This is a genomic window from Longispora urticae (genome assembly GCF_053902585.1).
The window spans coordinates 61752-79091 of the sequence record NZ_JAQZSH010000056.1; the positions used below are offsets into that span (position 1 = coordinate 61752).

The 17340-nt window shown below is 72.2% G+C and carries 16 protein-coding genes and 1 rRNA gene; 13 read left to right on the plus strand and 4 right to left on the minus strand.

Annotated features, from left to right (window positions below; all coding sequences use genetic code 11):
- Positions 1 to 3: 3 nt before the first annotated feature.
- From PT931_RS35200 to PT931_RS35230, 7 genes are read left to right on the plus strand one after another with little or no spacing between them, the layout of a single operon-like run.
- Complete coding sequence (locus PT931_RS35200) at positions 4 to 378, plus strand: cupin domain-containing protein (RefSeq protein WP_456250045.1); 375 nt, start codon at positions 4 to 6, stop codon at positions 376 to 378.
- A complete protein-coding gene (locus PT931_RS35205; RefSeq protein WP_456250046.1) occupies positions 375 to 1661 on the plus strand; it encodes a glycosyltransferase in 1287 nt (428 codons plus the stop codon). The genes PT931_RS35200 and PT931_RS35205 overlap by 4 nt, the downstream gene beginning before the upstream one ends.
- The gene (locus tag PT931_RS35210) at positions 1627 to 2733 is read left to right on the plus strand and encodes an SPASM domain-containing protein (protein WP_456250047.1); all 1107 of its coding nucleotides are present in this window, start codon (positions 1627 to 1629) and stop codon (positions 2731 to 2733) included. The genes PT931_RS35205 and PT931_RS35210 overlap by 35 nt, the downstream gene beginning before the upstream one ends.
- Entirely contained in the window at positions 2730 to 3458 is a 729-nt protein-coding gene (locus PT931_RS35215; protein ID WP_456250048.1) for a hypothetical protein, read from the plus strand. The genes PT931_RS35210 and PT931_RS35215 overlap by 4 nt, the downstream gene beginning before the upstream one ends.
- On the plus strand, positions 3455 to 3703 hold the full coding sequence (locus PT931_RS35220; RefSeq protein WP_456250049.1) for a phosphopantetheine-binding protein: 249 nt from the start codon (positions 3455 to 3457) through the stop codon (positions 3701 to 3703). The genes PT931_RS35215 and PT931_RS35220 overlap by 4 nt, the downstream gene beginning before the upstream one ends.
- Positions 3704 to 3710: 7 nt before the next feature.
- The gene (locus tag PT931_RS35225; protein ID WP_456250050.1) at positions 3711 to 5048 is read left to right on the plus strand and encodes an ATP-grasp domain-containing protein; all 1338 of its coding nucleotides are present in this window, start codon (positions 3711 to 3713) and stop codon (positions 5046 to 5048) included.
- Positions 5041 to 7902, plus strand: coding sequence for a diaminobutyrate--2-oxoglutarate transaminase (locus PT931_RS35230; protein WP_456250051.1), 2862 nt, complete (start codon positions 5041 to 5043; stop codon positions 7900 to 7902). Before PT931_RS35225 ends, PT931_RS35230 begins: the two co-directional genes overlap by 8 nt.
- A 1-nt stretch (position 7903) precedes the next feature.
- Here PT931_RS35230 and PT931_RS35235 read toward each other — a convergent pair whose 3' ends face one another.
- Positions 7904 to 8530 (minus strand): D-glycero-alpha-D-manno-heptose-1,7-bisphosphate 7-phosphatase, encoded by a 627-nt coding sequence (locus PT931_RS35235; protein ID WP_456250052.1) that lies wholly within the window; start codon positions 8528 to 8530, stop codon positions 7904 to 7906.
- A 271-nt stretch (positions 8531 to 8801) separates the two neighbouring features.
- Here PT931_RS35235 and PT931_RS35240 point away from each other — a divergent pair, with 271 nt between their 5' ends.
- On the plus strand, positions 8802 to 9371 hold the full coding sequence (locus PT931_RS35240) for a D-sedoheptulose-7-phosphate isomerase (protein ID WP_456250053.1): 570 nt from the start codon (positions 8802 to 8804) through the stop codon (positions 9369 to 9371).
- Between the two features lie 45 nt (positions 9372 to 9416).
- Positions 9417 to 10235 carry a PIG-L deacetylase family protein gene (locus PT931_RS35245; protein ID WP_456250054.1) on the plus strand — a complete coding sequence of 273 codons (819 nt, stop codon included), beginning with the start codon at positions 9417 to 9419 and terminating at the stop codon, positions 10233 to 10235.
- Between the two features lie 120 nt (positions 10236 to 10355).
- On the opposite strand, the gene PT931_RS35250 is transcribed toward PT931_RS35245, so the two are convergent.
- Positions 10356 to 11384, minus strand: coding sequence for an SAM-dependent methyltransferase (locus PT931_RS35250; RefSeq protein WP_456250055.1), 1029 nt, complete (start codon positions 11382 to 11384; stop codon positions 10356 to 10358).
- Between the two features lie 14 nt (positions 11385 to 11398).
- Positions 11399 to 12397 (minus strand): methyltransferase, encoded by a 999-nt coding sequence (locus PT931_RS35255; protein ID WP_456250056.1) that lies wholly within the window; start codon positions 12395 to 12397, stop codon positions 11399 to 11401.
- A gap of 198 nt (positions 12398 to 12595) precedes the next feature.
- On the opposite strand from PT931_RS35255, the gene PT931_RS35260 reads away from it, so the two are divergent.
- Entirely contained in the window at positions 12596 to 13222 is a 627-nt protein-coding gene (locus tag PT931_RS35260; RefSeq protein ID WP_456250057.1) for a DNA-3-methyladenine glycosylase, read from the plus strand.
- 261 nt (positions 13223 to 13483) lie between these two features.
- Complete coding sequence (ssuE, locus tag PT931_RS35265; RefSeq protein WP_456250058.1) at positions 13484 to 14029, plus strand: NADPH-dependent FMN reductase; 546 nt, start codon at positions 13484 to 13486, stop codon at positions 14027 to 14029.
- Between the two features lie 147 nt (positions 14030 to 14176).
- On the opposite strand, the gene PT931_RS35270 is transcribed toward ssuE, so the two are convergent.
- Complete coding sequence (locus PT931_RS35270; protein WP_456250059.1) at positions 14177 to 15298, minus strand: serine hydrolase domain-containing protein; 1122 nt, start codon at positions 15296 to 15298, stop codon at positions 14177 to 14179.
- A 178-nt stretch (positions 15299 to 15476) separates the two neighbouring features.
- Between PT931_RS35270 and tyrS the strand changes: the two genes are divergently transcribed.
- Both tyrS and PT931_RS35280 read left to right on the plus strand, forming a co-directional pair.
- Positions 15477 to 16739 carry a tyrosine--tRNA ligase gene (gene tyrS, locus PT931_RS35275; RefSeq protein ID WP_456250060.1) on the plus strand — a complete coding sequence of 421 codons (1263 nt, stop codon included), beginning with the start codon at positions 15477 to 15479 and terminating at the stop codon, positions 16737 to 16739.
- A gap of 497 nt (positions 16740 to 17236) precedes the next feature.
- Positions 17237 to 17340 (plus strand): 16S ribosomal RNA (locus PT931_RS35280); the annotation flags it as partial.

Consider the following 17340-nt stretch of genomic DNA (forward strand, 5'->3'; position numbering starts at 1 on the left):
CACGTGTTCCAGAGACTGAAGATCAATGACGCGATGGGTACCGTGCTCCCGGGCATGTTCTCCGACCTCGGCGAACCGGTCCAGGTCCTGACGCCGGACAGCCCGCGCCCCCTGGTCGTGCACCGGGTGATGAGCCAGGCGACCTACGTCCGGAGCGGGTCCGGGCTGGTCTCCCTCGCCGGTGAGACGTTCACGCTCGAACCCGGGGACCTCCTGATGCTGGCCCCCGGCTGCGAGCACGCGTTCCTCGCCCCCGACGGCGACCTGGAGCTGCTGCACTGGCACTGGCCCCAGGCGCTCCTGCACAGCGACCGCGAGATCGTGGCGCCGTACTTCGAGTTCGGACCGCCCGACCCCGGACCCGGCGGCCCACGGTGACCGGGGACGTGCCGCTGCGGGTGATGCTGGTCAACGGCAACTACGCCGACGGCACGGTCGGCGGCACCCAGACGTTCACCCAGAACCTGGCGCGGTCCCTGGCGGACGAGGGCCACGAGGTGGCGGTCCTGTGCCAGGGCGACCGGGACGACGTCGGCACGGACGGGGGGATCACCGTGTTCCGGGTCCGGCCGCCCCGGCTGGAGCTCGGGTCGGAGCCGTACGCGGCGTACCTGGTGAACCAGAGTCTGGCCATCCAGAATCCGGTGATCGGCCGCAAGGTGCACCGGGCGGTGCGGGCGTTCGCGCCCGAGCTGTGCCACGTGCAGATGCTGCGCAGGCTCACCCCCACGGTGCTCGCGGTGCTGCGCCGGCATCCGACGGCCGTCGTCCAGACCGTGCACGAGCCGTTCTCGCTGTGGAACTTCAACGCCTACCAGCGCGAGGACAGCCCGGACAAACTGTTCAGCGCCCGGCCGAGGGTCGTGGACGCCTTCCGGTGGCGGCACCGCGAGCTGTCCCGGCACGTCCAGCACGTCTGCTCGCCGTCGAGGGGCATGCTGGACCACTACCTCGACGACGGGTACTTCCGCGGCGTGCCGGCGACCGTCGTACCCAACTCGGTGCCGTTCGAGTGGGGCGACCCCCTCGCGGCGGCCGACGGGCGCGACGCCCGGCCCGGCACCGGGGTCGACTTCCTCTTCATCGGCCGCCTCGACCACTACAAGGGCGTCGAACTGCTGCTGGCGGCGTTCGGGGAACTGACCGAACCGGGCGTGCGCCTGCACGTCGCCGGTGAGGGCGTCCTGGAGGGGACGGTCCGCGCGCACGCGGCCCGCGACCCGCGGATCGTGTTCCACGGCCCGGTGCGCGGGACCGCCCGGCTGGACCTGATGCGGCGGGCCGACGTGCTCGTGTGCCCGTCGACCTGGTTCGAGGCGTTCGGGCTCGTCGTCCTGGAGGCGTACGCGGCCGGCATGCCCGTCGTGTCGTCCCGGGCGGGCGCGTTGCCCGAACTCGTCCGCGACGGCGGGACCGGGCTCACCGTGCCCGTCGGCGACGTGCCGGCCCTGGCGGGCGCGCTGCGCCGGATGTGTGACCCCGGCACCCGCCGGGCGATGGGCCGGGCGGCAGCCCGGCGGGTGTGGGACTTCCATCCGGACAGGTTCCTGCGCCGACAGCTCGACATCTACCGCCGGGTGCGCTCCACCCGGCTCGAACATCCACGGGGGATACGAAATGACCACAGTGTCCGATACGGACCACGCCCGACTGACCGCTGACAACGCGCGCCTCAACCTGGAGGAGAGCCGGGCCGGGGCCATCGAGCTGCGGAGCATGCCGCGCTACGTGATGGTGGAACTGACCCAGGGCTGCAACCTGAGCTGCCCGATGTGCCGGTCCAAGACGATCGCGTACCAGGAGAGGGTCCTGGATCGTCAGCTCTTCCGGTCGGTGGCCGAGATGCTGTTCCCGACGGCGGAGATGGTGGACATCCGGGGCTGGGGCGAGAGCCTGCTGGCCCCCGACATCGACGACGTCATCAGGTTGGTCGACCACTACGGCGCGCGCTGCCGGGTGGTGTCCAACCTGTCCATGACCCGGCCCGAGACGTTCGACCTGCTCGTCGACAACGGGGCGATGGTCGACATCTCCCTCGACGCGGCCGACTCCGCCGTCCTGAAGCTGGCCCGGCCGGGGGCCAAGATGGGCCTGATCACCCGGAACGCGAAGCGGATGACGGCCCGGCTGGCCGAGCGCGGCGAGTCGGTCGAGGCGCTGCGGGTGCTGGCCACCCTGCAGAGCAACACCCTCGACTCGCTGCCCGGACTGGTGGAGTGGGCGGCGGAGGTCGGCGTCCGGCAGATCTCCCTCAGCGAGGTGACGCTCGAACCGGGCAACCCGATCGGGCTCGACGGGCTCGACGACAGGGTCGACGAGGCCGTCGGGCGGGCCCGGGCGGTCGCCGACGAACTCGGCGTGGACCTCTACGCCGGCTCCGCGATCGGCGGCTGCGTCGGGGTGAAGAAGGATGTCGAGTTCTGCATGCACCCGTGGGCGTACGCCACGATCGGCTTCGACGGCAGCGTCGGGTACTGCGACCACCTCATCGGCCCGATGATGCCGCTCACCTGCATGGGGGACGTCACCAAGGAGTCGTTCCAGTCCATCTGGAACGGGCCGGCGTGGCAGGACCTCCGGCGCTGGCACACCTCGCCGGAGCGGCGGAAGACCCCCGAGTACCGGGCGTGCTTCAGCTGCTACAAGCACCGCAACGTCGACTTCGAGGACGTGTTCGAGCCGCGGTTGGAACGCACCCGGCTCAACCTGCTCCCGGTGCACGTGCGGTCATGAGGCTGCATCTCGTCAACGACCTCCCGCTGTTCCGCGAGGACCCCGACGGCGCGCTGGAGGACCTGGTCGTCGGCGTCGTCCGGACCATCGCGGCGGGGCTGCCGGCCCGGCTGTCCTACGTCGGGTACCAGGACCTCGCCCGGCTGTGGAGCCGGACGGTCGCCTGGCCCGCCGACGCGCTGGTGCTCGTCGGCACCCGGCCGCCGCTGCTCACCCGGGACGTCGACCGGACGGTCCCGGCGGCCGTGGTGCCGATGATGACCCGTCGCCGGCTCGACCCGGGCGGCAGGACGTCCGAGGTGGACCTGGTGGCGGGAGCCGGACGGCTCGACCCGGCCGCCCGTACGGTCGTGGTCGCCGACGACGTGCTGATGTCGGCGACCACCGTGCTGGCCGTCCTCGCCGAGGTGCGCCGGCAGGTCGGCCCCGGCGTGGCCGTACAGGTCCGGGCGGCCCTGGCCACGCCGTACGCGGCCCGCCGGATCGAGGCCGCGCACCCGGCGGTCACGGTGGTCGCCGCGGCGGTCCTGGACTACGAGCCGATCGTCGGCGGGACGGCGATCTTCCTGTCCGACCTGCTGTTCGGCACCCTGCGCGGTGCGCCGTTCCTGGAACAGGCGGAGCTGCTCCGGCCCTTCCTCGGCGCCGACCTGACCGCCCTGTGCGCGCTCAGGGACGCGGTCGCCCTTTCCCACCCACCCAGACTGGAGACCCGAATCCGATGATCACTGCGCAGGAGGCGGCGGGCGTCGTCGCCGTCGAATGGTGCGAGGTCCTGGAGGCCACGGACCTGGCCCAGGCCCCCAACTTCTTCACCGCCGGCGGCAACTCGCTGTCGGCCATCACGCTGATGGAACGCGTCGAGGCCCGGTTGGGCATCGAGTTCCCGTTGGACACCCTGTTCCAGGACGGCCGGTTCTCCGTCCTGCTCGACGCCTGTGTCGCGCGGCTCCCGCGGCACACCGGGTGAGGCGGCCATGACGGAACCACACAGCCGGGTCGGGGTGGTGCACGGCCCCTGGGCCGCCGCCACCGTCCGCGACATCGTGACGGCCGCCCGGGGCGTCTGCGAACCGGTGGTGATCTTCCGGCGGGGCGTCGCCGACAGCGCGCCGGCCCTGGTCGCGATGACCAGGGCACTCGCCCGGGTCGAGATCGTCGGGGACGAGCGGACCACCGAGGAGATCGTCGGACTCGGCCTCGACGGCTGCACGACCTTCCACGACGGGGAACTCGAGACGGTCGACCGGGTCCACCGGTCGCTCGGGCTCCCCGGAGCGGGCGGGGTGGACGGCGCGTGGGACAAGCTCACCCAGCGGCGGACCTTCCTCCGCCACGGCGTGTCGGCCCTCCGGGCGGTCCCCGTCGACAGCCGGGAGGAGTTCCACCGGGCGGTCGGCGACGTCGGCCTGCCGGCGGTCCTCAAACCACGACGGAGCGTGGCCGGCACGGACCTGGCCCTCCTCCCCGATGCGTCCGCCGTCGCGGAGGAGGCGGAACATCGGGAGAACTGGCACGGCCTCGTGTTCGAGCAGTTCATCGCCCGGGGAGCGCACCCGTCCGGCCTGCCCTGGCTGGCCGACTACGTCTCGGTCGAGACCGTCAGCGACGGGGCGACCCGGTGCCACGTCGCGGTGCTCGACAAGCCGCCGCTGTCCACGGTCGCCGCGTCGGGCCCGGCCCGGCGCAACGCGGTCCGCGAGACCGGCGACTTCCTGCCCAGCCAGCTGCCCCCGGACCGGCTGCGGGCGGTGCTCGACCGGACCGGAGCCGCCCTCGACGCGCTCGGCGTGCGTTCGCGCGTGACCCACACCGAACTGCGGGTCACCGACACCGACGTCGACGTCATCGAGGTCAACGGCCGGCTCGGCGGCGAGGTGCAGCGCCTGCTCGACATGGTCGGCGGGCCGAACCTGGTCCGGGCCGCGCTGGTCCTCGCGCTGGGCGGCACCCCGGACCTCAGCGCGGACTGGACGACCGACATCGTCTCGGTGCTGTCCGTGCCGTTCCCGGACCGGGCCGGGACCGTCCGCTCGGGCGTGACGCGTCCGGCCCTGCGCGCACTCCCCGGCGTGGAGGCCGTCGACGCGGTCGCCCTCGCGGGGGACGCGCGATCGGTGTCGGACTTCCGGACGGCGTCCCTGGTCCTGCGGGCCCGCGACGCGGGGGAGATGCGGCGGGCGCTCGGCGGGGTGCTGTCGGGCGTGGCGGAGCTGTTCGCCGAGGACGGGCTGGACCGGGACCCCTGGCTCCGGGCGGTACTGGCCGGCATCGCCGACCCCGGCCCGCTGGGGAAGGGGTCGGGCGATGACTGACCTGCTCAGCGGGGTACGGGCCACCGTCGCCCGCACCCCGGACGCCCCGGCCGTCGAGTGCGACGGCGAGTCCCTCAGCTACCGGGACCTGTGGGCGGCGGCCGGCTCCGTCGCCGCGACGCTGCCCGCCCGGGCCCGTCGGATCGGCCTGTGCGCGGGGCGGAACCCGGCCACCTACGCCGGGTACCTGGGCATCCTGCGCCGGGGTGCGGCCGTGGTGCCGATGGGCGCCGGCGTACCGGAGGCCCGGCTGGCCGCCATCGTCTGCGACGGTGCCCTCGACGCGGTGCTGTGCGACGACTCCGTCGACCCGGCGACGCGGGAGGTGCTGACCGGGGCGGGGGCCGAGGTCGTCGTCCTCGCGGGGTCAGCCGGCGGGGCCGGGTCAGCGGGCGGGCACCCTGCCGGCGGGCCCGTCGGCGGAACCGCCGGTCCGGAGCCGGTCGGTGCCGCCGGTCCGGAGTCGGCCGGTGCCGCCGACCCCGCGCCGGCCGGACCCGACGACCTGGCCTACATCCTGTTCACCTCAGGATCGACCGGCAGGCCCAAGGGCGTCCCGGTCAGCCACGGCAACGCGGTGGCGTACATCGAACACGCCGTCGCCCGGTACGCGGTCGGCCCCGGCTGCCGCCTGTCGCACACCTTCGAGCTGACCTTCGACCCGTCGGTGTTCGACCTGTTCGCGGCGTGGACGACCGGGGCGACCGTGGTCGTGCCCAGCCGGGCGCAGCAGCTGATGCCGGTCGACTACGTGCGCGACCGGCGGATCACGCACTGGTTCTCGGTGCCGTCGGTCGTCTCCATGGCCCGCCGGTTCCGGATGCTCACGCCCGGGGCGATGCCGGACCTGCGGTGGAGCCAGTTCATCGGGGAACAGTTGACCCGGGAACAGGCCGAGGCGTGGCGGGTGGCGGCACCCGGCGGCGTCATCGAGAACGTCTACGGTCCCACCGAACTCACGGTGGCGTGCGCCGAGTACCGGCTGCCGGCCGAGGTCGGGGACTGGCCGGTCACGAGCAACGGCACGGTGCCGATCGGCGAGGTGTACCCGCACCTGGAGTACCTGGTCCTCGACGGGACGGGCGCCCGCGCCGGCGACGGCGAACTGTGCGTCCGCGGCGCGCAGCGCTTCCCCGGCTACCTGGACCCGGCCAGCGACGTGGGCGCGTTCCTCACGTTCGACGGCGTGCGGTCCCGGCCGCTGGTCGCCGGGGAGCCGGTGACGCCGGAGCACTGGTACCGCACCGGTGACCGGGTCCGCAGGGAGGCCGGCGTGCTCGTGCACCACGGCCGGCTGGACCGGCAGGTCAAGGTGCGCGGCTACCGGATCGAACTCGGCGAGATCGAGTGCGCGTTGCGCGCCGAAACCGCCGTGCAGGACGTGGTGGTCCTGGTCGTGGCCGACGCCCTGCACGCCTACCACACCGGTCCCCGCCTCGCGGCGGACGACCTGCGCTCCGCGCTGCGGCTGCGGCTGCCCGAATACATGATTCCCGGCCGGTTCACCCACGTCGACGAGCTTCCCCTGAACCCCAACGGGAAGATCGACCACGGGAGACTGGCCGCCGGCACCGAAGGACAGGACACGATGGCGGTACCCGCTTTCTCCGACACGACAGTTTTCGAGACGCACGAGTCGCAGGTGCGGCTCTACTCGCGGAAGTTCCCCACGGTGTTCAGCCGCGGCAAGGGTTCGTGGTTGCACGACGAGCTCGGGAACAGGTATCTGGACTTCTTCTGCGGCGCCGGGGCGCTCAACTACGGCCACAGTCCGGAGGCCGTGAAACGCCGCCTGGTCGAGTACATCGAGAACGACGGCATCCTGCACGGGCTCGACATGTACACCGTGGCGAAGCGTGAGTTCATCGAGCGCCTGCAGCGGATCGTGCTCCAGCCGCGGGGCCTGTCCTACGTCGTGCAGTTCACCGGACCGACGGGTACGGACGCGGTGGAGGCCGCGCTGAAGCTCGCGCGCCGGGTGACCGGCCGGCGGACGGTCGTGTCGTTCACCGGGGCCTTCCACGGCATGTCGGCGGCGTCCCTGTCGGTGACCGGCAGCCGGCGGGCCCGGGCCGCGGGCGGGGTCACGGGGCAGGACGTCATGTTCGTCCCGTACGAGGACGGCCCGGCCGGACCCTTCGACTCGGTCGGCTACCTGCGGCGGCTCGTCGCGGACCCGGCGAGCGGGGTCGAACTGCCCGCCGCGGTCATCGTCGAGCCTGTGCAGGTCGACGGCGGGGTCTATCCCGCGTCGGCCGGCTGGCTGCGGGATCTGCGCGCGTTCACGGCGGAGCACGGGATCGTCCTGATCTTCGACGACATCCAGGCGGGCTGCGGCCGGACCGGGGACTTCTTCAGCTTCACGCACGCGGGGATCGCGCCCGACCTGGTCACGGTGTCGAAGTCGATCGGCGGCTGCGGGCTGCCGTTGTCGCTGGTCCTGATCGCACCGGAGTTGGACGCGTGGCAGCCGGGGGAGCACACGGGGACGTTCCGGGGCAACCAGCTCGCCCTGTTGGCGGGGGCGACGGTGCTGGAGGAGTGGGAACGGCCCGAGTTCCTCGCCCATCTGGAGACGGTCTCGGCGGTCCTGGCCGAGTTCGGCGCGGAGGTGTCCCGGCGGCACCCCGGGATCGTGGTCCGGGGCCGGGGCATGCTGCTCGGGCTGGACATGACGGCCGTCGGCGGCGGCGAACGGGCGGCGAAGGTGAGTTCCTCCTGCTTCGACCACGGGCTGATCCTGGAGACCTGCGGCCGCAACGACTCCGTGATCAAGGTGATGCCCGCGCTGAACGTCTCCCCGGAGGATCTGCGGTCCGGGTGGGACATCATCCTCGCGGCACTCGACCTCTAGGTCACCGCCGGGCGGCGGGTCCCGACCCGTCGTCCGGCGCGGCACCGAGGTGGTCGGCGACCTCGACCAGGCTGGGGAAGACCCGGTCGCCCACGATCCGCGCGCTGTCGGGCAGTGCCGCCTGGGCCCGGCCGCGTCCCGTCAGCACCAGCAGGCCGGGCACGCCGGCCGCCGCCGCCGCGAGCACGTCGGTCAGCGCGTCGCCGACCATGACGGACCGCGACAGGTCCACGCCGAGCCGGCGGGCCGCGTGGTGGAGCAGTCCCGGCCGGGGTTTGCGGCAGGGGCAGCCCCGCTCGGCGGCGTGCGGGCACAGGTAGCTGGCGGCGGGGGCCGGGGCCCCGGCGGCGGCCAGGAGGTCGAGGACGTGCGCGTGCACCGACCGGGCCTGCTCGGCGGTGATCAGTCCTCTGCCGACCACGGCCTGGTTGGACACGATGACCGGCACGTGGCCGAGGTCGGCGATCCGGCGCACGGCGGCCGCCGCGCCGGGCAGCAGGACCACGTCCTCGGGACGGCGCGTGTACGCGTCGCAGTTCTCCACGAGAACGCCGTCCCGGTCCAGGAAGATCGCCGGACGTCCATGCGTCCGCCCGGGGTGTTCGGATTCGAAACTGATGATGGCCATGGTGGGACACCTTGGGGAAGCAGGGGGGAACGACGGAGAGGTGTGCGCGAAAAGCGCTCTCCATTATCGCGGGAACGGTACTTCCCCGCTGTCCCGGACAGCGGAGGACAACGAAGTTAGGGAAATGCGTCCGAGCCAGGGAATACACGGGGCCGGCTAGGCGAAAGGCTGATGCACCATGCCAGGAACAGACAGCTCGACTCTCTTGACGCGCCAGGCGGACCCGCGGGGTCGTCAGCGGGCGGACGTCGCACTCATCACGGCTGACTACGTGCGGGATCTGCGCGCCAGCCTGGACCTGATCGACCACGCCGACCTCGCCGGGGTCGTTCTGGAGGTCGTCACCGCGATGGAGACCGGCGGACGGGTACTGGTGGCCGGCAACGGCGGCAGTTCGTCGACCGCCGCGCACATGTGCGGTGACCTCAACGCGGCGGCCGTCGCGGCGGCGGCGGTTCCGGGGCACGCCGTCAACCTGGCCGACAACGTGCCGGCGCTGACGGCGATCGCCAACGACGTGTCGTACGACCAGGTGTTCGCCCGGCAGATCCCCGCCGCGGGCCGGGCGGGGGACGTGTTCGTCGCGGTCACGGTGAGCGGGGCCTCGCCGAATCTGCTCGAGGCGGCCAGGACCGCGCGGCAGGCGGGGCTGCGGGTCGTGTCCCTGCTGGGCAGACCCGGGCCGCTCCGCGAGCTCAGCGACCGCGCCCTCGTGGTGGGCGACAGCGACTACGGGCTGAGCGAGGACCTGCACCTGGCCGTCAACCACATGATGGTCCGCGCGATCCGGAAGGTCCGCTCCCACACCTGCCAGCGGCCCGTGGGCACCCTGGCCGTCTGAACCACCGCACGACCACCGGTACCACCGCGATCAGGGGAGACCAGCATGCCCGGACCAGGTCGGACAGTCCTGGCGGTGTCGCCGCACCTCGACGACGCCGTGCTCTCGGTCGGCGCGACGCTGGCCGGGTGGGCGGGGGCGGGCGGCACCGTCGTCGTCTGCACGGTGTTCGCCGGCGACCCGCCGCCCGTTCTGTCCGACGCGGGCCGGGCGTTCCACGCGCACGCCGGGCTGGGCGCCGACGCGGTCGGGGCGCGGCGGCGCGAGGACGTCCGGGCGCTGGCCGTCCTGGACGCCCGCCCCCACCACCTGGGGTTCGTCGACGCGATCTACCGCGACCTCGACGGCCGGTGGCTCTACGCGGGGCCCGGCGCGGCGGTGGACCCGACCTGGCCGCCGGAGCCCGGGCTCCGCGCCGAGCTCCGGCGGGTCCTCGCCGGGCTCGTCGGCGAGGTCCGGCCCGATCTGGTGCTGACGTGTTCGGCGGCGGGCGGCCACGTCGACCACCGGCTGGTCCGGGACGCGGTCGTGGCGGTGGTCACCGACGCGGGGACGGAACTCCTGTTGTGGGAGGACCTCCCGTACGCGCTGGACCGGGAACCGTCCCGGGCCCAGGTTCCGGTGCCCTCGGCGCGGATCGGGCCCGGCGCCGTCGACCGCAAGCTGGCGGCGGTCGGTCACTACGCCTCCCAGGTCCGGGCGCTGTGGCCGGACGGGTACGACTGGCGGGGCGCGCTGGCCGGCCACCTGGCCCGACGGCAGGCCGCCGGGTACCCGGGGGAGCCTCTCTGGGCGGTCACCGACGCCGACAGGTCGCTGGCCCGCGACGCCGGACCCACCACGACCGGGCCCGCGTCGGCGTAACCCGCAAACCCCCGCCGCACCGAGCACGACTCCGGGCCCGAGCGCGACTCCCGGCCCGGCCGCGCCCCCGCCGCCCCGACCCTGCCCCGCCGGTCCGGCCCCGAACCGATTCCGGTCCGACTACCGACGCCGGACGACCACCGTCACCTCGTGCCGGTTGTGGTGCAACTGCCGCGCGTGCAGCAGCTCGTACTCGCGCCCCAGCAGCCGCAGGCAGTTGTCGATGGTGTCGAGTACCCGCCTCGTGCCGGTCTTCAGCGTGATGATTGCCAGCCCGCCGGGCCGCAGGTGGCGCGCGGTGTCGTTCATGAGCTGGCAGCTGAGGGTGGGGTCCATCCGCATGTCGTTCACGACGAGGTCGAACTCCGACCGGTTGGACCGGAGGAACTCGCCCGCGGTGGTCCGCAGGTGGTGCACGCCCCGGTCGGCCAGCAGCCGGGGGTCGAGATCGCCGGGGTCGATCGCCCAGACGTCCATCCCCTGCGCCCGGAGCACCCGGGTCCAACCGCCGGGGGCGGCGCCGTAGTCGATCGCGCGGCCCCGGGTCGGCAGGTCGATCGGGAAGACGTGGAAGAGTTCCTCGAGTTTGAACTCCGCGCGGGAGATCTGTGCCTCGTCGCGGGCCAGGCGGACCCGGCCCCCGGGCCAGTCGCTGAGGCTGTGCCGGGCGTCGCCGAGCCCGAGGAGGACGCCGTTGGGCGTGACGCAGCACGACAGGACGTGTTCCTCGCCGGCCCGGCCCACCTCGTAGCCCTCGTCGCGGAGCACTTCGGCGATGTTCCGGAACGCCTCCGCGGAGTTGTACCCGAACTGGGCCGTCCCGCTCGCCCACGACTGGACGGCGAACCTGGGCCCCCAGCCGGCGTCCTCGACGGCGGCCAGCGCGGCCCGGCCGATGTTGGCGACGTCCTTGGACTCGGCGGCCGACAGCTGCGCGGCCACGGCGGTCAGGTGCCGGGGGAACAGCAGCGGCGTGGCCAGGCACCGGCGGGCGACCTCGGCGAGGGTGATCCCGTCGCCGGTGAGGACGCCCACGTCGGGGCCCCATCGCCGGACCCGCACGGACGCGCCGAACGCGCCCTCGAACTCGGCGACCGCGAACGGGAACGAGTCCTCCGCGACGGACACGATCACGCCTTCGTCGGTCATCTGTGTGTGCTCCATTACCCGGGTCCGACCTTGGTCAGCAGATAGATACGGGGGTGGTGGCCCTTCTGGAAGACCCTCGTCTCTCCTTCCAGGCGCCACAGGTTCTCCGCCTTCTTGAGGCAGCGTTCCATGATCCTGATCTCGTGGGTGAGGACCACGAGGCGCGCGCCGGGCGCGGCGGCGGCGTGGCTGCGTTCGAGCAGCAGGGTGTGCAGGGCCTCGTTGTCCTCGTGCCGACCGATCTTGTCGCCCCACGGCGGGTCGGCCGTCAGGACGTCGAAGGGGCCCGAGGTGGTCCACTCCTCGTCGGCGATGTCGCCGTGCACGAGCCGCACCCGGTCCTTGATCCCGGCGGCGGCCAGGTTGTCCCGGGTCGCGTCCAGCCCCTCGGCGCTGGTGTCGACACCGGTGATCTTCCGGACCGGCCCGGCGAACACCCGCTCCACGAGCAGGGTGCCGGAGCCGCACATGAGATTCGCGTACCGGTCGGTGGGCTTCGGCGCGGTCAGTCGGATCATCGCCGCCGCGACGGTCGCGTTCACCGCGGCGACGTAGTCGCGGACCCGCCAGGCGCGGGCCGACAGGGGCAGCGTGGACACCCGGATCAGCACCTCCCAGCCCTGGCCCTCGACGGCCCGGCGGAACCGGAGCAGCAGTGCGCCCTCCGCCGCGTCGTACGACAGCCGGGTGGCCGAGGCCAGCTGGGCGACGAGGTCGGCGAACACCGTGGAGTCGCTGCCGGCGGCGTCGATCCGGAAGGAGGTCGGGGGCTTCTCGTTCAGCCGGACGATCTTGCGCACGGTGTCGACGATCAGCCGGAAGTGCTCCGGGCGCAGCAGGCCGACCGGGCCCGGCACGGGGAAGGAGAGGACCTGGAACGGCGCCACGGCGGTCCGCAGGGTGAGCAGCGGCTTCAGCTGGCCGGTGAGGTCGAACGTGATCGAGTCGTCCCGGCCGGGGACCGGGCGGAGGTTGCGCGCCGCCGGTACCCGCTCGGCCACCTCGTCGCGCACGACCTCGTCGAGGCCCGCGAGGTACAGCAGCTCGATCCGGGTCGCGGTGCGGGATACGGGAGGCGGTGTCGCTCTGGTGGCCGGTGACCCTTTGGTCCCTGTGTGGCCTCGGCCCGGACCGGCGGCCTGTCGGCGTGTCGCCATCCGTTCGTCCCCGCGTGTTCGATCTGATGAGAGGTTCAGCATGTCACAGGGGACATGCCGGACCAGCTGCGGGAGTGGTTTCCTGTGGGGGTGGACGACGTGGCGCTGCCGGCCGGCCCGGTCGAGGAGGTCGCCCGGGCGCTGCTGGGCTGGGAGCTGACCGGCGGCGGGGTGACGGTCCGCCTGACGGAGGTCGAGGGGTACGCGGGCGTCGGTGAGGACCCCGCCTCCCACGCGCACCGGGGCCGTACCCCGCGCAACGCCGTCATGTTCGGCCCGCCCGGCCACGCCTACGTCTACTTCGTCTACGGCATGCACTGGTGCCTCAACGTCGTCACCGGCCCCGAGGGCCGCGCCCAGGCGGTCCTGCTCCGCGCGGGGGAGGTGCTGTCCGGCGCCGACGCCGCCCGGGCCCGCCGGAAGAGCCCGGTCAGGGACCGTGACCTGGCCCGGGGCCCGGCCCGCCTCACCACCGCTCTCGGCGTCGACGCGGCCGCCAACGGTACGAACCTCCTCGACGGCACCGGCCCGCTGCTCCTCACCCCGCCGCCGACGCCGGTCCCTCCGGCCCTGATCGCGGCCGGCCCCCGGGTCGGCGTGGCCGGTGGCGAGGACACCCCGTGGCGCTACTGGCTCGCCGACGCCCCGAGCGTCAGCCCGTACCGCGCCCGCCGCCGCTGAAAACGCGCGGTACCGGTACCCGGAAAGGGCTCTGAACTGGTTTTCCTACTATTCCGATTAGTTTCATAGGCTAACGATGTGACAGGTCCCACGGGAATCTGGACACGGCCCCGGCGGCCCGCTACGTTCCACCCATGAACCGGAGTCGAACCCTCGTGCGGCGCCGCCACATCGACCTCCTTCGGGTGTGCAGCAGCGGCTGTCCGGCGACGACGCGCGTCTGAGTCGTCCCGTTCGCCCCCGCCACCCTGGAGTCCCCTCATGCCCGGCATCCTCGCCATCTCCGGTTCACCGTCCCCGACCTCCCGCACCGCCCGGGTCCTCGACCACCTCGCCGCCCGGCTCACCGACACCGGCCGGCACGAGGTCACCATCCTCGGCGTCCGCGACCTGCCCGCCGAGGCGCTGATCAGCGCGGACGTGCGCCACCCCGCGATCCTCGCCGTCGGGGAGGCCGTCGCCGCCGCCGACGGGATCATCATCGCGACCCCGGTGTACAAGGCCGCCTACAGCGGGGTGCTCAAGGCGCTCCTCGACCTGCTGCCGCAGTACGCGCTCGCGGGCAAGACCGTCCTGCCCCTGGCCACCGGCGGCAGCGTCGCCCACGTGCTCGCCATCGACTACGCCCTGCGGCCCGTGCTCACCTCGATGGGCGCCGCGCACGTCGTCCCCGGCTACTTCCTGCTCGACACCCTGATCGGCACCGCGCCGGACGGCTCGATCGCGCTCGCGGACACGGCCCAGGCCGGCCTCGACGGCGTGGTCACCGCCTTCCTCGCCGGCCTCCCGGTCGCCACCCCCGCCTGAAAACCACCATGTGGGTACGAGGACCCCGCGTCGTCTGCCGGCCGGCGCGCCCGGGTCGCGACGCGCCTGACCCGGGTTCCCGGCCCCCGCGTTCGCGGCGCACACGGAAAAGGGCCCGCCCCCACCGGGGACGGGCCCTCCTTCGTCCTACTTGAAGGAGCGCACCTTCGCGCTCCCGGTGGTGCCCGCCGGGCAGAACGCCGTGACCAGCAGCTGCTCGACCGCCGGCGTGGTGTCCGCCTTGTACACGGTCTCCGACAGCGTCAGCCGCTTCGACGAGTCCTCGGTCTGGAACGAGTACGTGCTGTACCCGGGGATGCCGCCCGTGTGCCCCCACACCGAGATGCCGCACGGCAGGTCCTGCTGGTAGATCCCGAGCCCGTACGGCACCCCGGCCATCGCGGGCGTCTTCAACTCCGCGAGCAGCGCGGGCTTCAGGAGCCGCCCGGACAGCACCGCCGCGTAGAACCTGTTCAGGTCCGTCGGGGTGGACACGATCTCACCGGCCGCGCCCCCGATCGACGGGTTGAACACCGTGATGTCCAGCGGCTGCCCGGAGACCTCGAGGTAGCCGTGCGCGTGCGGCCCCACGATGAACGGCAGGTTCCCCGGCACCGAGGTGTCGCGCAGGCCGACCGGCCCGATGATGCGCCGCTGCACCTCCGACGCGTACGACCGCCCGGTCGCCCTCTCGATGATCTGCCCGGCCAGGATGTAGTTCGTGTTCGAGTACGACCACGACGTCCCCGGCGGGAACAGCGGCGGGTGCGCCACGGCCGTGGCCACGATCTCGTCGGGCGTCCACGACTTGTACCGGTCGCGCACCACGTCCTCGACCGACATGATGTCGTCGGTGTAGTTGTAGAGCCCGCTGGTGTGGTTCAGCAGCTGGCGCACCGTGATGTGGTCCCCGTTCGGCACCCGCCCCGGCAGCCACCGCTCCACCGTGTCCTCGAGCCGCACCTTCTTCTCGCCGACCAGCTGGAGCACCACCGTCGAGATGAACGTCTTCGTCACGCTGCCGACCCGGAACCTGCCGTTCTCCGGCGCGGGCCGGTTGCGGCCCAGCTCGGCCACCCCGCTCGCGTCCCGCTCGGTGTACCGGCCGTCCTTGAACTCCAGCTGCGCGCTCGGCGCGCCGGCCGCCACCACCGCGTCGAGGGCCGCCTTCAGCCGGGCCGGGCGCGCGTCGGCCGCGTCGGCCGCGACGGGCACCGCCAGGACGACGGCCGCCACCAGTACCACGGCGGCTGTTCTTCGAAGTCTCATATCCCACTCCTTCGGCGAATCTGAGGCATTTCCCCGATGAGTCTGCCGAAGACGCGGGGTTACCGAATCGGGCCGTGGGACGACACCCGGGTACTCCCTCCGAGGGACGGGCACCCCGACTTCCCAACGAGGGAGCCGGGTCGGAAAACCGAGTGCCCCGTAGGGGACAATCTCTGGCATGACCAGTGTTCTCGACGAACTGCAGTGGCGGGGCCTCATCCATCAGTCGACCGACGCGGACGCGTTGAAGGCTGAGCTGGCGAAGGGACCGATGACCTATTACTGCGGGTTCGACCCGACGGCCCCGAGCCTGCACATGGGCAACCTGGTCCAGATCCTCGTGCTCCGCCGGCTCCAGCTCGCCGGCCACCGGCCGCTGGCCCTGGTCGGCGGTTCGACCGGCCTGATCGGCGACCCGAAGGAGTCCGCGGAGCGCACGCTGAACTCCAAGGAGCTCGTCCACGAGTGGGTGGAGCGGATCCGCGCCCAGATCGAGCCGTTCCTCGACTTCGACGGCGAGTACGGCGCGCGGATGGTCAACAACCTCGACTGGACCGCCGGCCTGTCGACCCTGGACTTCCTCCGCGACATCGGCAAGCACTTCCGCGTCAACAAGATGATCACCAAGGACGCGGTGGCCACCCGGCTGAGGTCGGAGGAGGGGATCAGCTTCACCGAGTTCAGCTACCAGATCCTCCAGGGCATGGACTACCTCGAACTCTTCCAGCGGTACGGCTGCCGGCTCCAGACCGGCGGCAGCGACCAGTGGGGCAACCTGACGGCGGGCAGCGACCTGATCCGCCGGGTCACGGGCGAGTCCGTCCACCTGCTGGCCACGCCGCTGATCACCAAGGCGGACGGCACCAAGTACGGCAAGACCGAGGGCGGCACCATCTGGCTCGACCCCGAGCTGATGTCCCCGTACGCCTTCTACCAGTTCTGGATCAACCAGGGCGACGCCGACGTGGTCAACCTGCTCAAGGTCTTCACGTTCCTCGACCGCGAGGAGCTGGAGGAGCTGGAGACGGAGACCGCGGAGAAGCCGTTCGCGCGGGCCGCCCAGAAGCGGCTGGCCGGCGAGGTGACCACGCTCGTGCACGGCAAGACGGAGACCGAGCAGGCCATCGCGGCCAGCCAGGCCCTGTTCGGGCGCGGCGCCCTGGAGGAGCTGGCCCCGACCACGATGCGGGCGGCGCTCGCCGAGGCCGGCCTGGCCCAGGTCACCGACCCCACGCTGTCGGTGGCGGTCCTGTTCAGGGAGTCCGGGCTGTGCGCGAGCCTGGGGGAGGCGCGCCGGGCCGTGACCGAGGGCGGCGCGTACATCAACAACGAACGGGTGACCGACGCCGACGCCCCCGTCCCGGCCGACCGGAGGCTGCACGGCAGGTTCCTGGTCCTCCGCCGCGGCAAGAAGACGATCGCCGGAGTCGAATACCTCTAGGGGTACGAGGGGCCCGAGGCGCTGTCTCGGGCCCTTTTCGCAGGTCAGAGCGTTTCGGGACCCCCGATTTGACCCAGGGGTGAACGGTCGCGTAAATTTCTCTCTGCCAGCGAGGAACGGGGCAAACCGGAAAGAAAGAACCAACCGGGGCGCAACGGGACCGGGCAGCTCGGGTGGGGGGCGGTGCGAACCGCAGAAACCGACCGGGTAGAGTACAGCGAGCAAGGCAGAGCGGTGCGGCCGCCCGGGTGAAGCCCTGGTGAAGATCCGCGAAACCGATCTGGTAGGTTAGGGAAACCCCAGAAGATCGGCTCGAAAGAGCGGTCAGACGGTGTGTGTTTGTTCTTTGAGAACTCAACAGGGTGTCGGAAAGTTAGTGCCAATTATGATTTACCCCGTCCCAGTTTAGGCTGGAGATGTGGATTCCTTTGGTAATGGACAACAGCGGCAAAGATCTTTTTTGCCAGCTATGTTCCTTGCCAGGGTTTGAACAAACCTTATTGGAGAGTTTGATCCTGGCTCAGGACGAACGCTGGCGGCGTGCTTAACACATGCAAGTCGAGCGGAAAGGCCCTTCGGGGTACTCGAGCGGCGAACGGGT

Bases quoted from the DNA above. Each gene is read 5' to 3' on its own strand.
- PT931_RS35215 (WP_456250048.1), top strand. From the start codon at position 2,730: ATGAGGCTGCATCTCGTCAACGACCTCCCGCTGTTCCGCGAGGACCCC.
- tyrS (WP_456250060.1), top strand. From the start codon at position 15,477: ATGACCAGTGTTCTCGACGAACTGCAGTGGCGGGGCCTCATCCATCAG.
- PT931_RS35225 (WP_456250050.1), top strand. From the start codon at position 3,711: ATGACGGAACCACACAGCCGGGTCGGGGTGGTGCACGGCCCCTGGGCC.
- ssuE (WP_456250058.1), top strand. From the start codon at position 13,484: ATGCCCGGCATCCTCGCCATCTCCGGTTCACCGTCCCCGACCTCCCGC.
- PT931_RS35250 (WP_456250055.1), bottom strand. From the start codon at position 11,384: ATGACCGACGAAGGCGTGATCGTGTCCGTCGCGGAGGACTCGTTCCCG.
- PT931_RS35220 (WP_456250049.1), top strand. From the start codon at position 3,455: ATGATCACTGCGCAGGAGGCGGCGGGCGTCGTCGCCGTCGAATGGTGC.
- PT931_RS35260 (WP_456250057.1), top strand. From the start codon at position 12,596: ATGCCGGACCAGCTGCGGGAGTGGTTTCCTGTGGGGGTGGACGACGTG.
- PT931_RS35270 (WP_456250059.1), bottom strand. From the start codon at position 15,298: ATGAGACTTCGAAGAACAGCCGCCGTGGTACTGGTGGCGGCCGTCGTC.
- PT931_RS35230 (WP_456250051.1), top strand. From the start codon at position 5,041: ATGACTGACCTGCTCAGCGGGGTACGGGCCACCGTCGCCCGCACCCCG.
- PT931_RS35245 (WP_456250054.1), top strand. From the start codon at position 9,417: ATGCCCGGACCAGGTCGGACAGTCCTGGCGGTGTCGCCGCACCTCGAC.
- PT931_RS35235 (WP_456250052.1), bottom strand. From the start codon at position 8,530: ATGGCCATCATCAGTTTCGAATCCGAACACCCCGGGCGGACGCATGGA.